Here is a 15763-nt window from a genome sequence, read left to right as displayed (position 1 = left end):
AGAACAGAAAACTGCCACGGACACAGCATGAGCCATATGATCCCCGCCTGGGTGAACGGTGAATTGACCCCGGTCGACAAGCTGGCTGCGCATGAGCGCGGACTGAAGCACAAGGCGGTCTCTGTCTTTGTGGTGAAGGGCGTGGAAATCCTGATGCAGCGCCGGGCGATGGGGAAATACCACACGCCGGGCCTGTGGGCGAACACCTGCTGCACCCACCCGATGTGGGACGAACAGCCCTCGGCCTGTGCCGTGCGGCGCATGAATGAGGAACTGGGGCTGACCGGCCTTTATCCTGAATTCCGCCACCACCTGGAATACCGCGCCGATGTCGGCAACGGGCTGGTCGAGCATGAGGCCGTGGATGTGTTCCTCGCCCATGCCCACCGGCCGCTGCGGATTGCCGCCAACCCGGATGAGGTGATGGAGACCCGCTGGGTCGACTATCACGACCTGCTGGCGGAGGTAAGCCGCCATCCGGAGCGCTTCACCCCCTGGTTGAAGATCTACCTGCACAACTACGCCGATGTGATCTTTGGCCCCGACCTGATCATCGCCGGACGGCGCTGACTTCTTTCCTTCCCTGCCTGCTTGCTCCGCCCCGTATGCCGTGGTTATCTGCGCGCAAAACTAGGGAGTATGCTTACCATGCCCATTCTCATCTCTGGCGGTGGAATTGCCGGCCTGACCCTGGGGCTGACGCTGCATCAGATCGGAGTGCCCATCCGCATCTTCGAGGCCGCGCAGGAGCTGAAGCCGATGGGGGTTGGCATCAACCTGCAGCCCAACGCGGTGCGGGAGCTGTTCGAACTGGGGCTGGAAGCAGAGCTGGACGCCATCGGTGTGCGCACCCGGCAACTGGGGTTTTACAGCAAGCTGGGCAAGACGATCTGGGAAGAGCCCCGCGGTACCGGTGCGGGCTATGCCTGGCCGCAGTATTCGGTGCACCGGGGAGCGCTGCAGATGATGCTCTACCGCGCCCTGGCAGAGCGTGCCGGTGCGGACTGCATTGAGACCGGCGCACGGGCGGCAGGGTTTGAAAACACAAACGAAGGCGCAGCGCTGCTACTGGCGGACGGGCGGCGGTTGGAAGGGTCCCTGGTTGTGGCAGCGGACGGCATCCACTCCGCCCTGCGTGCGCAGATGGCGCCGGATGAGGGCGCGCCGATCTGGAACGGCCGCATCCTGTGGCGGGCCAGCACCCAAGCGCCCGCTTTCAAGGGCGGCGCAGCAATGGCAATGATCGGCCACGATCATCTGCGGCTGGTGGCCTATCCGATCTCAGCGCCGGATATTGATGGCCGCGTCACCATGAACTGGATTGCGGAAAAGAGCTTTGATCCCTCCGCCCCTTGGCGCCGGGAGGACTGGAACCGGCCTGCGGACATTCAGGAGTTTCTGCCGGATTTCGAGGATTGGCAGTTCGATTGGATCGACGTGCCGGCCCTGATCCGCGGGGCGGAAGTGGTCTATGAATACCCGATGGTGGACCGCGACCCGCTGGCGCGCTGGACCCAAGGCAACACCACCCTGATGGGCGACGCCGCGCACCCAACCTACCCGGTGGGATCGAACGGCGCCAGCCAGGCCATCGTCGACGCGCGGGTGATCGGCGCGAAACTGCTGGAGCACGGGGTTACTGCCGCGGCGCTCAAGGCCTATGAGGCAGAGGTGCGCCCAGTGACGGCAGCGGTGAGCCTCGCCAACCGCGCGGGCGGCGGGCCGGACGGGGTGCTGCAGCGGGTCGAAGATCTCTGCGGTGGCGACTTTGCTGACATCGGCGAGGTCATCCCCAAGGCTGAGCTGGCCGCCCACGCCGCCAAGTACAAGTCCATTGCGGGCTTCTCCATCAAAGAGCTGAATGCCCGCTCTGCTACCATCCCGGCAGGCGCCCACGTCAGCTAGACCGCACACACAATCCGCTTCTCAGCAAAACGAGAACGCCGCGCAAACCGCGGCGCCTCGCCCAACTGTGAGGCGCATTCTGCAAACGCGGCGGAGCAGGCGGGAGCCCCCGCCCTGCCCCTGTGGTTACACGCCAATCACCGCCTGCACTGCGCGCTGCCAGCGGGCATAGGCCGCCTGCCGAGCCGCGGGCTGCATCAGCGGCGAGAACTGGCGATCGAGCTTCCAGGTATCCGCAAACCCCGTCTGGTCCGGATAGATCCCGGCCCGCATACCGGCCAGCCAGGCAGCGCCCAGCGCGGTGGTTTCCTGCATCACCGGGCGGTCGACGGCGGCGCCCAGGATGTCCGACAGGCTTTGCATGGTCCAGTCGCTGGCGCTCATGCCGCCATCGACGCGCAGGGTCACGGTGTGGTGGCTGTCGTCCTCCCAGTCGGCGCGCATCGCCTCATATAGGTCGCGGGTCTGATAGGCGACACTTTGCAGCGCGGCGCGGGCAAACTCCGCCGGGCCGGAATTGCGGGTGAGGCCGAACATGCCGCCGCGGCATTCCGGCTCCCAATAGGGCGCGCCGAGGCCGGTGAAGGCGGGCACCAGGATCACGTCCTGGCCCGGATCGGCCCGCAGGGCCAGTTCACCCGATTCCGACGCCTGTTCGATGATCCCCAGCCCGTCGCGCAGCCATTGCACCGCGGCGCCGGCGATGAAGATCGAGCCTTCCAGCGCATAGGTCGGTTTGCCGTCGAGCTGATAGGCAATGGTCGTCAGCATCCGGTTCTTGGACACAACCGGTTCATCCCCGGTGTTCAAGAGCGCAAAGCAGCCCGTCCCGTAAGTGGATTTCATCATTCCCGGCTGGAAACAGGCCTGGCCTATGGTGGCCGCCTGCTGATCGCCGGCCACGCCCAGGATCGGGACCGGACCGCCCAGGATTTCCGGATCGGTGGTGCCGAAATCAGCGGCGCTGTCCTTCACCTCCGGCAGCATCTGCTGCGGCACGTCCAGAAGATCGCTGATGGTGCGGCTCCAGCGGCCCTTGCGGATGTCATACATCAGCGTGCGCGCGGCATTGGTGGCGTCCGTCACATGCGACGCACCGCCGGTCAGGCGCCAGATCAGGAAACTGTCCACGGTGCCAAACAGCAGATCGCCTGCCGCGGCGCGGTCGCGCGCACCCGGAACAGTGTCGAGGATCCATTTTACCTTGGTGCCGGAGAAATATGGATCCAGCAGCAGCCCGGTGCGGTCCGCTACCATTTCCGCGTGACCCGCCGCGCGCAGCTGCTCGCAGATGGCGGCAGTGCGGCGGTCCTGCCAGACGATGGCGTTGTGGATCGCCTTGCCGCTGGCTTTGTCCCAGACCACGGTGGTTTCGCGCTGGTTGGTGATGCCGATGCCCGCAATGTCCGCGGCGGTGACATCCTGATCCGCCATCACCTTGCGGCAGACCGCAACGGTGGTTTCCCAGATCTCCTCCGGGTCATGCTCCACCCAGCCCGCTTGCGGGTAATGCTGGGTGAACTCCTGCTGCGCGGTGCCCGCGACCTGCATGCCTGCATCAAACAGGATTGCCCGGGTCGACGTGGTGCCCTGATCAATTGCCAGAATATAGGTCATCGGCTGCCCTCCAGTCTCCTCTGACCGGGGACAATAAACGCAAAGGTGCTACCGCTACCAGCCCCTACTAAAAATTTAGTTTGGATACTGCGATATTGTCGATCAGGCGGATGCCATCCTTCCAGGCCGCGGCCAGCAGGCGTGCCGGACGGGTTGGAGTGTCCAGCGCCTCCAGCGTTTCGGCGCAGCGCAGGTCGAAGTATTCCACATCACCGAAACCGGCCTCAGCCAGCGCCTGACGCGCGGCGGCCTCCAGCGGCGCCCAGGAGTCGCCCGCCGATGCCTTGGCGGCGGCTTCGCGCATCGCTGCGTTAAGGGCGGCGGCTTTGGCCAAAGCCTCCTCCGAAAGCCGCAGGTTGCGCGAGGACATGGCAAGACCCGACGGCTCTCGCACGGTTTCGCAGCCAATGACCTCAATCGGGATGTCCAGATCGCGCGCCATGCGGGTCACCACCATCAGCTGCTGGTAATCCTTCTGGCCAAAAAACGCCTTGTCCGCGCTGGTTTGCAGGAACAGCTTGGCGACCACCGTCGCGACGCCATCGAAATGGCCGGGCCGGAAGGGGCCTTCCATCACCGCGGTGATGCTGCCGCCGACCGAGACATTGGTGGCATAGCCGTCAGGGTAGATCTGGTCCGGGTCCGGCACATAGATCAGGTCAACACCGTAGGGCGCAAGCTTCTCCGCGTCCTCGTTCTCGGTACGCGGGTAGTTCGCCAGATCTTCCGGATTGTTGAACTGCTTGGGGTTCACGAAGATGGTCACGATCACGCGGTCGCATGCCTGTTTGGCGGCCTCCACCAGCGACAGATGGCCAGCGTGCAGCGCGCCCATGGTCGGCACCAGGCCGATGGTTTCACCGTTGCGGCGCCAGTCTGCCGTCTGGGCGCGCAAATCAGACAGACGTCGCAGGATCGGAGCAGTCATGCCGGCACTCATCCTTTGGAAGGCGCTTGATCAGCGAACACATGCTCCGCTGCGGGGAAGCTGCGTGCCCGCACTTCGGCGGCGTATTCGGCAATCCCGGCCTCAGCCAGCGGGCCAAGATCGGCGTAGCGTTTGACGAATTTCGGCTTGAACGCGGTGAAGAAGCCCAGCATGTCATCAACCACCAGGATCTGCCCGTCACAGCCGGCGCTGGCACCGATGCCAATGGTGGGAATTGCAACCTCTGCGGTAATCTTGTCGGCCAGTTTCTGCGGCACCTTCTCCAGCACCACGGAAAACGCCCCGGCCTCAGCCACCGCGCGGGCATCGGCCAGCACGGCATCAGCCTGCGCATCGCGCCCCTGCACCTTGTAGCCGCCCAGGGTGTTGATCGACTGCGGCGTGAGGCCAATATGCGCCATCACCGGGATGCCGCGCTTGACCAGGAAGCGGATGGTTTCGGCCATCTCGACGCCGCCTTCCAGCTTGACCGCGGCGCAGCCGGTTTCAGCCATCAGCCGGGCGGCGTTGCGGAACGCCTGCTGCGGGCCTTCCTCGTAAGACCCGAACGGCATGTCGATGACCAGCATCGCCTGGTTCAGACCGCGCGCGACCGCCTGGCCGTGCAGGATCATCATCTCCATTGTGACGCCCAGGGTGGAGGTCAGCCCGTGCAGCACCATGCCGACACTGTCGCCGACCAGCACGAAGTCGCAGTGCTTGTCCATCAGCCGGGCCATCGGCGTGGTATAGGCCGTCAGGCTCACCAAAGGAGTGCCGCCCTTGCAGGCACGGATGTCTTCGGCGTTGGGCGCCTGTTTCTTGGCTGTCGCGCTCATGGCTGTCCTGTCCGCGGTTCTTAGAGTGGACACGGATTACCAATTAACGCCGCGTGCTTCCAGTGCGCGAAATGCCGCCCGGCCTTGATTACGCACGGGAAACAGGGAAACTCGTTTCCAATAGGCGCCGTTTTCAGGCCCGCAGATTGCACACAGGGAGATTTCAGATGGGTTTCAGATCCTTTGTTTTTGCCGCCAGTTCCGCGCTGGCACTGCTGGCGGGCGGCGCCTGGGCCAAGGACAGCGTCACCATTGGCCTGCAGCTGGAGCCGCCGCACCTGGACCCGACCAGCGCCGCCGCGCAGGCCATAGACTCGGTGGTTTACAGCAATGTCTTCGAGGGGCTCACGCGCTTCATGGGCGATGGCTCGGTGGTGCCGGGGCTGGCGGAAAGCTGGGAAATTTCTGAGGACGGCACGGTCTATACGTTCAAACTGCGCGAGGGCGTGAGTTTTCACGACGGAAGCGCACTGGATGCGGCGGACGTGAAGTTCTCGCTCGACCGCGCCCGCGCTGAAGACAGCACCAACGCGCAGAAGGCGCTGTTCGAGGGGATCAGCTCGGTGGAGGCACTGGACCCGCAGACCGTGCAAGTCACCCTGGAGGAACCGAACGGCAGCCTGCTGTTCAACCTCGCCTGGGGCGATGCGGTGATCGTGGCACCGGAAAGCATTGACGGCATCAAGACCAATCCCGTCGGTACCGGCGCCTATACCTTCCAGGAATGGGTGCAGGGAGACCGCATTACGCTGGCGCGCAATCCGGATTACTGGGGTGATCAGCCCGCACTGGCCTCTGCCACCTTCAAGTTCATCTCCGACCCCACCGCTGCATTCGCCGCAATGATGGCCGAGGATATCGACGCCTTTGACAACTTCCCGGCGCCGGAGAACCTGCCGCAGTTCGACGCAGACCCGCGGTTCCAGGTACTGGTCGGCTCGACCGAGGGCGAAACGATCTTGTCCACCAACAACAAGCAGCCGCCGTTTGATGACATCCGGGTGCGGCAAGCCATGGCCCATGCCATCGACCGGCAGGCGATCATCGACGGCGCCATGTTCGGATACGGCACCCCGATCGGCACCCATTTCGCGCCGCACCACCCGGCCTACAAGGATCTGACCGGCATGTCCTCATACGACCCGGAACAGGCCAAGGCGCTGCTGGCGGAGGCGGGTTTCCCGGATGGGTTCGAGACCACCCTGCACCTGCCGCCGACCTCCTACTCCCGCCGCGGCGGTGAGATCGTTGCCGCGCAGCTGGCCGCCGTGGGCATCAAGGCCGAGATCATCAACGTCGAATGGGCGCAATGGCTGGAAAGCGTGTTCCGCGGCAAAAGCTTTGGCCTCACGATCATCAGTCACACCGAGCCAATGGACATCGGCATCTATGCCCGGCCAGACTATTACTTCCAGTATGACAGCAAGCCGTTCCAGGAGCTGATGACAAAGCTGAATACCTCCACCGATCCGGACACCCGCACCGCCATCCTTCAGGAGGCGCAGGAAGTGATCGCGGCGGATTATGTGAACGGCTACCTGTTCCAGCTGGCCAAGCTGGGGGTGGCCAAGTCAGGGCTGCAAGGGCTGTGGGAAAACGCGCCCACTGCCGCGATTGACCTTAGCGCGCTAAGCTGGGCGGAGTAACAGTACTGCCGCGCAGCCCCCGCTGGCCGGGCTTCGCGGTTTCCCTTGTGAATTGGCAGCTTGAGTATGATTGTTTCCGGTATCTTCCAGCCTCTCATCCGCCTTCTGGCTCTGGCTGCGGTGTGTTTTTCCTGCCTTGCCTGGCCAGCCTGGGCACAGCAGGAGCTTTCGGGCAGGCTGGAAGGTTTGACCGGACAACCCGAAGCCCCGCTGGAAGTGGGCATCGGCATCAAGATCGACCAGATCGTCAACGTCGATCAGAAGTCTGAAAACTATGGGGCGGTTGCGGTCATCCGGGCCGAATGGACAGACCCGGCGCTGGCATTCGATGCCGGCGCGTTCGGGCGGAACTACCGCATATTCCAGCCCGATGCGCTGGCGGACTACGCCAAGTCTGCCGGTGCAGTCATCCCGGTTTTCGTGATCCAGAACCAGCAATCCAACCGCTGGATCCACCAATCCGCAGCCGGTGTCCGCTCAGACGGCCATGTGGTCTATGTTGAAAAATCCTCGCTGACGCTGCAGGCCCCGTATTTCGATTTCAGAAAATACCCGTTCGACACCCAGCGGTTTCAATTCGAAGTCGCCTCAGTTCTGCCTGCGGAATTCGTGAGCTACTACCCCCTGAACGACCACTCTGGGCTGGGCGATCTGCTGGGCGAGGAGGAATGGATTCTTGGGAATGCACGCCTGATCAAGTCCAACGCCGAAGGGATCTCCGGCAATGACAGCGACCAGATCACGCTGGTGTTCGAAGGCAGCAGGCACATCACCTACTACCTGATCCGGGTGTTCCTCCCCATGCTCGTGCTGATAGCTGTCAGCTGGTCGGTCTTTTTCCTCGACGAGTACCGCAAGCGGATCGAAATCTCAGGTGCGAACCTGCTGGTCTTTGTCGCGTTCAACTGGGCGATTTCAGCGGACCTGCCTAAGCTGGGATACCTGACCTTTCTTGATTTCATCCTGCAGTGGATGTTCCTTGCCACCGGTGCGGTCATCGTCTTCAACGTGGTGCTGCGCCGGCTTAAACTGGCCGGGCGCGAGACCCTGGCCCGGAAGCTCGACAACTACGCGCTGAAGTGGATCTACCCCATCGGCTATGCGGCCATCGTCGGCTTTGCGGTGCTGAAGTTTCTGGTCACGTCTTAACGGGACACAGTCTGCGCCTGGCATTCTGCCAATGCTGCGCTAGCCCCTGAAATACCTGTTCCGCAGATAGGCCACCCGCTCCCGGATTTCCTGCCGGACCTCTCCACCGCGCGGCTGGTCGCGCAACGTCGTGAACCAATGCTCCGGCGGGTTGCGGCCCAGCCGGTTGCCGTTGAACTCCAGCCCGCGCAGCACCGCTTCGCCCGCCGCAGGCAATCGCTCCGGCACATCATACCCGTTCAGCGCGGCCCAGACCCCGGTCCAAAGCCGCCCGACCGACCACGGGTTATAGCCGCCGCCGCCCAGCACCAGATAGCGCGGCGCCATCCCCATCAGCGCCCGCACCACCGTCCAATGGGCGTTGTTCGACAGATCCAGATGCGGCAGCGGGTCTTCAGTGACGGCATCCGCCCCGCATTGCAGCACGATGGCATCCGGGCCAAACGCCTCTACCGCGGGCAGGATCAATTCATCGCGGATATGGGCCATTTCATCATCGTTGAAGCCGCGCGGCACCGGCAGGTTCAGCGCTGATCCGCCCGCGTCATCGCTCAGCCTGCCGGTCTTGGGCCAGAGGTTTTCCTCGTGCACCGAGATCATCAGCACGTCAGGATCGCCGGCAAAGCCGTGCTCCACCCCGTCGGCGTGATGGGCGTCGATGTCCACATAGGCGATCCGTTGCGCGCCGTGATGGCGCAGGGACAGCATCGCCAGCACCGGATCGTTCAAGTAGCAAAACCCGTTGGCGCGGTCCGGCATCCCGTGATGAGTGCCGCCCGCCGGGTTGTAGACGATACCGCCCCCGGCCAGCAGCTCCCCCGCCAGAATAGACCCGCCGGCGGCGGTGGCCGGACGGCGGAAGACTTCCGGAAATACAGGATTGGAAATGGTGCCGAGATGATGCCGCGCCCGGACTTCCGCGCTCACCTCCTGCGCCGCCTCCGCCGCCTGCAGCGCAGCGATATATTCGGGCGTATGCCACGCAGCCAGCGCCGCAGGCCTGGCCCGGGGGGAATTTACATAGACCTCATCCGGCAGCCAGCCCAGTGCACGCGACAGGTCCATCACGGTGGAGACCCGCGGCACCCGCAAGGGATGGGTGCGGCCATAGGAGGAGCCGCGGTAGATTTCGGATCCGATGAACAAGGGGCGGGACAGCATGGCCCAGTGATAGCCGGTTTCTGCCGGATGCCAAAGGGCACACCTCAACCCTTTGACGTTGCGCCTTTTTTGCCTGCCTTCTCCGGTTTCGTTCTGCCGCAGACTAGACCCGTCCTCCGCCGGCTCCTAACGTGGCAGCCATGCTGCGTTATGCCCTGAAACGCCTGGTGTCGCTGATCCTCAGCCTGGCTGTTGCCTCGCTGGTGATTTTCCTCGTGGTGGAGGTGGCTCCGGGTGATCCGGCTTCCTTCATGCTGGGGGTCAACGCGCAGCCCGATACCGTCGCCGCCCTGCGGACAGAGCTGGGGCTGGATCAGGGCAAACTGGCCCGCTATCTCAGCTGGGCCGCAGGCATGCTGAGTGGCGACTTCGGCACCTCCTATACCTACCGCACGCCGGTGGCGGGAATGATCGCAGACCGGCTGTGGGTATCGCTGCCGCTGGCGCTTTATGCGCTGACGCTGTCGACGCTGATCGCCTTCCCTGCCGGCATCTATGCCGCCGCCCGCCGCGGCAAGCCGGGCGATATGGCGGTGATGGGAGCAACCCAGCTGGGCGTCGCGGTGCCGAACTTCTGGTTTGCGATGATGCTGGTCCTGATCTTTGCCATCAACCTGCGCTGGTTCGGCGCCGGCGGGTTTCCGGGCTGGGACGCGGGGCTTAGAGCGGGCCTCCATGCGCTCACCCTGCCCGCCATCGCGCTGGCCCTGCCGCAGGCGGCGATCCTGACCCGGGTGATGCGGTCAGCGCTGCTGGATATCCTGGGCGAGGATTTCATGCGCACCGCCCGCGCCAAGGGCCTCAGCCGCCGTCAGGCGCTGTGGCGGCACGGGGTACGCAACGCCCTGATCCCGGTGCTGACCATCATCGGGCTGCAGTTCTCCTTCCTGCTGGCAGGCGCCATCATCATTGAGCAGGTGTTCTACCTGCCCGGCCTCGGACGGCTGGTATTCCAGGCGATCTCCTCGCGCGATCTGATCGTGGTGGAGTCGGTGGTGATGCTCTTGGTCTTTGCTGTCATCACGGTGAATTTCCTGGTCGATCTCGCCTATGCGCTGGTCGATCCGCGTCTGAGGAGCCGGACATGACACGGAAATATGGAAAACCACCTCTGTCTCTTGGCCCGGCAACGCCGGGCCGCGCCCTCCCCTCCCCCCGGGAGGGCGCTTCGCACCCACCCAGGCTCGGGCGCGTCCCTCGGTTCATTGAAGCCGTTGGAGGCGATAGATGACCCGCAACCTGATCCTTGGCGCCGTGCTGTCATCGCTGGTGCTGCTACTAGCGGCACTGTCTTTCATCTGGACACCATTTGACCACGCGGCGATGAACATCCCGGGCAAGCTGCAGACACCAAATGCGCAGCACTGGCTGGGCACTGATCATTTCGGCCGCGACCTGATGTCGATGATCATGGTGGGCGCCCGCACCTCCATCGCCGTCGCCCTGGTGGCGGTTGGCATTGGCATGGGCGCGGGCGTGCCGCTGGGGCTGGCAGCAGCCGCGCGCAAGGGATCGTGGCTGGATGAACTGATCATGCGCGGCAATGATCTGGTCTTCGCCTTCCCCTCGCTGGTGATCGCCATCCTGATCACCGCCGTTCTGGGCGCAGGCGCCGTCAACGCCATCATCGCCATCGGCATCTTCAACATCCCCGTCTTTGCCCGCATCACCCGCGGCGCGGCGCTGTCCCTGTGGGAGCGGGAGTTCATCCTGGCCGCGCGGGTCGCAGGCAAGGGCTCGGCGCGCATATCAGCTGAGCATATCCTGCCAAACGTCATGAACCTGCTGATCGTGCAGGGCACCATCCAGTTTTCGCTCGGCATTCTGGCGGAGGCGGGCCTCAGCTATGTCGGCCTTGGCGCGCAGCCGCCCACGCCCAGCTGGGGGCGGATGCTGGCCGATGCGCAGACCATGGTCAGCTTTGCCCCGCATCTGGCCCTGGTGCCCGGCATGGCCATCATCCTGACCGTGCTGGGGCTGAACCTGCTGGGCGACGGCCTGCGCGACTATCTGGATCCGAAATTGAGGGTGGCGCGCGCATGACCCTGTTGGATGTCACCAATCTGTCGGTCAGCATCGGCGCCTTCCAAGTGCTGAAGGACGTCTCCTTTCACGTTGATCCGGGCCAGATTGTTGCCGTCACCGGCGAGAGCGGCTCCGGCAAGTCGATGACCGCACTCGCCATCATGCAGCTGCTGCCGGATCTGGCGGAGGCCCGCGGCTATATCACCCTGGACGGCACCCAGCTGCTGGAGCAGTCCGAGGCGCAGATGTGCGCCATCCGCGGCCAGTCCATCGGCATGGTGTTCCAAGAGCCGATGACCGCGCTCAATCCCGTGAAGACCATCGGCGAACAGGTGATGGAAACCATCCTGATCCACAAGGCAATGCCGCGCGAGAAGGCCGAGGCCCGCGCCCGCGAGGTGCTGGAGCGGGTCGGGCTGCCTCAGGACCGCTTTCCGCTGTCGCGCTATCCGCATGAATTGTCAGGCGGCCAGCGCCAGCGGGTGGTGATCGCCATGGCCATCGCCCTGCGCCCGAAACTGCTGATCGCGGATGAACCGACCACCGCGCTGGACGTGACCACCCAGGCGCAGATCCTGGCTCTGCTCAAGGATCTGGTGCAGGACTATGGCATGGGATTGCTGATCATCACTCATGACCTGGCGGTGGTGGCGGATCTGGCGGACCGGATTGTCGTCATGCGCCAGGGCGAGGTGGTGGAGACCGGCCAAACGGACTGGCTTTTGCGCAACATGCGCCACCCCTACACTCGGATGCTGTTTGAAGCCTCAAACCATCAAGTGGCGCTGTCGGAACCACCTGCCCCGGCACCGCTGCTGGAGGTCCGCAACGCGATACGCGACTACAAGACCCCGCGCCCCTCGCTGTTTGCCAAACCTGGCAGCTTCCGCGCCGTGAACGATGTCTCCTTCACCCTGAACCGCGGCGAGCGGCTGGGGCTGGTGGGTGAATCGGGCTGCGGAAAATCGACCCTAACAAAGGCAATTCTAGGCTTGGAACCGCTGCAGGGCGGAGAAATCCGGCTGGACGGGGAACCCGTGACGACTCACCTGAAGCCTGCGAGCCGGCGAAAAATTCAGGTGGTGTTTCAGGACCCCTACGGCAGCTTCAACCCGCGCCACCGCGTGGATCGGCTGATTACTGAGCCGTTCCACACATTGCCAGATCCACCGGCAGGGGTGGTGCGCAGGGATCTGATTGCCGAAACACTCTCCGCAGTCGGGCTAAAGCCGGAGGATGCCGGCAAGTACATTCACCAGTTCTCCGGCGGCCAGCGCCAGCGCATCGCCATCGCCCGCGCCCTGATCACACGGCCGGAGCTGATCATCTTTGACGAGGCGGTCTCAGCCCTCGACGTTTCGGTCCGCGCCCGTATCCTCGACCTGCTGGCGGAGCTGTGCGCAGCCTATTCCCTCACCTATCTGTTCATCAGCCACGACCTGAGCGTGGTGCGCACGGTCACCGACCGCTGCCTGGTGATGCAGAACGGGGAGATCGTGGAGCAGGGCGAAACCGAAGCCGTGTTCAGCGATCCCCAGCACCCCTACACCTGCCAGCTGATCGCCGCAGCGCCGGTGCTGCCCGACCTCTCCGATCCCGAAAGGAGCACCCAACATGTCTGATCCCCTCTGGTTCGATCCTGCGCTTTGCCTGATTGGCGGCAAGTGGCTGCCCGCGGCCAGCGGCGGCACTCTGCCGCTGGTGAACCCGTCGGACGGCAGCAAAATCTGCCAGATCCCCCGCGGCGGCGCGGCGGATATCGAGGCCGCGGTGCTGGAAGCAGAGGCGGCGCTGGACGGCGAATGGGGCCGCATGACTGCATTGGAGCGGGGCCGCATCCTGACCCGCATCGGCCAATTCGTGCTGGAACGGGTGGACCTGCTGGCCGCGATCGAGGCGATGGACGTGGGCAAGCCGCTGACCCAGGCGCGCGCCGATGCGGTGGCGCTGGCGCGCTATTGCGAGTTCTACGGCGGCGCGGCGGACAAGGTGATGGGGGAGACCATCCCCTATCTCGATGGCTACACCGTCTATACCCTGCGCGAGCCGCATGGGGTGACGGGGCATATCGTGCCCTGGAATTACCCGATGCAGATCATCGGCCGCTCTGTCGGCGCCGCACTGGCGATGGGCAACGCCTGCGTACTGAAACCCGCGGAGGAGGCCTGCCTGACAGCGCTGGCGTTCGCCCATATCGCCATGGAGGCCGGGCTGCCCGCGGGTGCCCTGAACGTGGTACCGGGCCTGGGGGCTGAAGCCGGGGCGGCACTGGCGGCGCATCCCGGTGTGCATCATATCTCCTTCACCGGCTCGGTCAGAACCGGTGCGCTGGTCCAGCAGGCGGCAGGGGCCAATGTAGTGCCGGTCACGCTGGAGCTGGGCGGCAAGTCCCCGCAGCTGGTGTTTGACGATGCCGATCTGGATGCCGCACTGCCGTTTTTGGTAAACGCCGGCATTCAGAACGCGGGCCAGACCTGTTCCGCCTCCTCGCGTATCCTGGTCCAGCGCGGAGTGTATGAAGACGTGAAGGCACGGATGGCAGCGGCCTATGGCGCACTGACCGTGGGGCCGGCGTCAGAGGACCTGCGGGTCGGGCCGCTGATTTCCAGCCGGCAGAAGCAGATTGTCGAGGACTATCTGAAACAAGGCGCGGACCTGCCGGTGGCGGCGCAAGGGGCAATAGTGGAGCACGCCCCGGAAAGCGGCGCCTATGTGCGCCCCACCCTGTTTGCCGATGTGCCGGAGGATCATGTGCTGGCGCGGGAAGAGATTTTTGGCCCGGTGCAGGTGCTGATCCCCTTTGACACCGAGGAGGACGCACTGAGGATTGCCAATGCCACCGACTACGGGTTGGTCGCCAGCGTCTGGACCCGCGACGGAGCGCGGCAGATGCGGCTGGCGAAACGACTGCGCGCGGGCCAGGTTTTCCTCAACAACTACGGCGCCGGCGGCGGGGTGGAGCTGCCGTTTGGCGGGGTCGGAAAATCCGGCCACGGGCGGGAAAAAGGGTTTGAGGCGCTCTACGGTTTCTCGCAACTGAAGACCGTGGCAGCGCATCACGGTTAGGGCAGAAAATTAGGTCAGCACTATTACGCCAATGTTTCGCGCGCGAAACATTGGGGCAGAGAGGCTGCCACTAATTATGCTGCTTAGCAGGAAAACCGCCGCTAGACCGGCGAAGTGTTATCAAACGATTACCGCCTGCCGTTCCTGCTCTCCGACACCGAAAACACGCTTGTAGCGGGCGATTTCCTCTGCCGGACCCATCGCCTTTTCCGGGTTGTCGGACAGCTTCACCGTGGGTCGCCCGTTGGCCGCAACCGCCTTGCACACCAGCGAGAACGGCGCCAGCGCGTCATCCGGCACCAGCTTGCGGAAGTCGTTGGTCAAGAGCGTGCCCCAGCCAAAGGAAACCTTGGTGCGGCCCGAGAACTGCGCGTGCAGGTCCTGGATCTGCTGCACGTCGAGGCCGTCTGAAAAGATCACCCGTTTCTCTGCCGGGTCCTCGCCGCGCGCCTTCCACCAGTTGATCGCCACCTCGGCGCCTTTGGCCGGGTCGCCGCTGTCGATGCGGATACCGGTCCAGCCGGCCAGCCAGTCCGGCGCGCGGTCGAGGAAGCCCTGAGTACCATAGGTGTCAGGCAGGATGATGCGCAGGTTGCCCTCGTGCTCGTCATGCCAGTCGGACAGCACGTCATAGGGGGCCTGCGCCAGTTCCGCATCACTGCCGGCCAGCGCGGAATAGACCATCGGCAGCTCGTGCGCGTTGGTGCCGATCGCCTCCACCTCGCGGCGCATGGCGATGAGGCAGTTGGAGGTGCCGGTGAATTTCTCTCCCAGCCCCTCGATCATCGCCTGCACGCACCAGTCCTGCCAGAGGAAGGAGTGGCGGCGGCGGGTGCCAAAATCGGCGATGGTCAGGCCCTCCACCTCGCGCAGGCGTTCGATCTTTTCCCAGACCCGGGTCATGGCGCGGGCGTAAAGCACCTGCAGTTCAAACCGGCCCATGCTGTTGATCACTGCGCGGCTGCGCAGCTCCATCAGCACTGCGAGCGCCGGGATTTCCCACAGCATCACCTCGTGCCATTTGCCCTCAAACGTCAGCTCATACTGATCGCCCTTGCGCTCCAGGTGGTAGGGCGGCAGGCGCAGCCCCTCGAACCATTCCATGAAATCAGGGCGGAACATCTGTCGCTTGCCATAGAAGGTGTTGCCCCGCAGCCAGGTGCTTTCGCCGCGGGAAAGGGACAGCGAACGGATGTGGTCCAGCTGTTCGCGCAGCTCGCCCTCGTCGATCAGTTTTGCGAGCGGCACCTGCGCGGAGCGGTTGATTAGCGAGAAGGTGACAGTGGTGTCCGGCTTGTTGCGGAACACCGACTGGCACATCAGAAGTTTATAGAAATCAGTATCAATCAGCGACCGGACGATCGGGTCGATCTTCCATTTGTGATTGTAGACGCGGGTTGCGATATCCACCGTCGGCCTCGTGCATA

The 15763-nt window shown here is 64.2% G+C and carries 13 protein-coding genes; 8 read left to right on the top strand and 5 right to left on the bottom strand.

What is annotated here, in order from left to right; translation table 11 throughout:
• Nucleotides 1-27 precede the first annotated feature (27 nt).
• Together idi and RA24_RS08550 are read left to right on the top strand one after the other, a co-directional pair.
• Nucleotides 28-570: an isopentenyl-diphosphate Delta-isomerase gene (gene idi, locus RA24_RS08555; RefSeq protein WP_019295038.1), complete on the top strand. Its 543-nt coding sequence runs from the start codon at nucleotides 28-30 to the stop codon at nucleotides 568-570.
• A gap of 78 nt (nucleotides 571-648) precedes the next feature.
• Nucleotides 649-1905 (top strand): flavin-dependent oxidoreductase, encoded by a 1257-nt coding sequence (locus tag RA24_RS08550; RefSeq protein ID WP_039191123.1) that lies wholly within the window; start codon nucleotides 649-651, stop codon nucleotides 1903-1905.
• A 126-nt stretch (nucleotides 1906-2031) separates the two neighbouring features.
• Here the strand turns inward: RA24_RS08550 and glpK are convergent, their stop codons facing one another.
• The 3 genes from glpK to panB all read right to left on the bottom strand — a co-directional run bounded on the left by glpK (nucleotide 2032) and on the right by panB (nucleotide 5289).
• On the bottom strand, nucleotides 2032-3522 hold the full coding sequence (glpK, locus tag RA24_RS08545; RefSeq protein ID WP_039190992.1) for a glycerol kinase GlpK: 1491 nt from the start codon (nucleotides 3520-3522) through the stop codon (nucleotides 2032-2034).
• Between the two features lie 67 nt (nucleotides 3523-3589).
• A complete protein-coding gene (gene panC / locus RA24_RS08540) occupies nucleotides 3590-4450 on the bottom strand; it encodes a pantoate--beta-alanine ligase (RefSeq protein WP_039191121.1) in 861 nt (286 codons plus the stop codon).
• An 8-nt stretch (nucleotides 4451-4458) separates the two neighbouring features.
• The gene (gene panB / locus RA24_RS08535; RefSeq protein WP_039190990.1) at nucleotides 4459-5289 is read right to left on the bottom strand and encodes a 3-methyl-2-oxobutanoate hydroxymethyltransferase; all 831 of its coding nucleotides are present in this window, start codon (nucleotides 5287-5289) and stop codon (nucleotides 4459-4461) included.
• A 167-nt stretch (nucleotides 5290-5456) separates the two neighbouring features.
• Between panB and RA24_RS08530 the strand changes: the two genes are divergently transcribed.
• A complete protein-coding gene (locus RA24_RS08530) occupies nucleotides 5457-6935 on the top strand; it encodes an ABC transporter substrate-binding protein (RefSeq protein ID WP_039190988.1) in 1479 nt (492 codons plus the stop codon).
• A 186-nt stretch (nucleotides 6936-7121) separates the two neighbouring features.
• Entirely contained in the window at nucleotides 7122-8084 is a 963-nt protein-coding gene (locus RA24_RS08525) for a hypothetical protein (RefSeq protein ID WP_237754592.1), read from the top strand.
• A 39-nt stretch (nucleotides 8085-8123) separates the two neighbouring features.
• Here the strand turns inward: RA24_RS08525 and RA24_RS08520 are convergent, their stop codons facing one another.
• Nucleotides 8124-9245, bottom strand: coding sequence for an acetoin utilization protein AcuC (locus tag RA24_RS08520; RefSeq protein ID WP_152612823.1), 1122 nt, complete (start codon nucleotides 9243-9245; stop codon nucleotides 8124-8126).
• Between the two features lie 140 nt (nucleotides 9246-9385).
• On the opposite strand from RA24_RS08520, the gene RA24_RS08515 reads away from it, so the two are divergent.
• From RA24_RS08515 to RA24_RS08500, 4 genes are all read left to right on the top strand, one after another.
• Complete coding sequence (locus RA24_RS08515; protein WP_039190983.1) at nucleotides 9386-10333, top strand: ABC transporter permease; 948 nt, start codon at nucleotides 9386-9388, stop codon at nucleotides 10331-10333.
• Nucleotides 10334-10472: 139 nt separating this feature from the next.
• Entirely contained in the window at nucleotides 10473-11288 is an 816-nt protein-coding gene (locus tag RA24_RS08510) for an ABC transporter permease (protein ID WP_039190981.1), read from the top strand.
• The gene (locus RA24_RS08505; protein WP_039190979.1) at nucleotides 11285-12892 is read left to right on the top strand and encodes an ABC transporter ATP-binding protein; all 1608 of its coding nucleotides are present in this window, start codon (nucleotides 11285-11287) and stop codon (nucleotides 12890-12892) included. The genes RA24_RS08510 and RA24_RS08505 overlap by 4 nt, the downstream gene beginning before the upstream one ends.
• On the top strand, nucleotides 12885-14336 hold the full coding sequence (locus RA24_RS08500; protein WP_039190978.1) for an aldehyde dehydrogenase family protein: 1452 nt from the start codon (nucleotides 12885-12887) through the stop codon (nucleotides 14334-14336). Before RA24_RS08505 ends, RA24_RS08500 begins: the two co-directional genes overlap by 8 nt.
• A gap of 120 nt (nucleotides 14337-14456) precedes the next feature.
• On the opposite strand, the gene pncB is transcribed toward RA24_RS08500, so the two are convergent.
• On the bottom strand, nucleotides 14457-15746 hold the full coding sequence (pncB, locus tag RA24_RS08495) for a nicotinate phosphoribosyltransferase (RefSeq protein WP_039146842.1): 1290 nt from the start codon (nucleotides 15744-15746) through the stop codon (nucleotides 14457-14459).
• Between the last annotated feature and the right edge of the window lie 17 nt (nucleotides 15747-15763).

It is taken from the genome of Leisingera sp. ANG-M6 (assembly GCF_000813905.1).
GTDB lineage: Bacteria > Pseudomonadota > Alphaproteobacteria > Rhodobacterales > Rhodobacteraceae > Leisingera.
The sequence above is the reverse complement of the archived record's forward strand: the minus strand, read 5'-3'. Positions and strand labels throughout refer to the sequence as shown.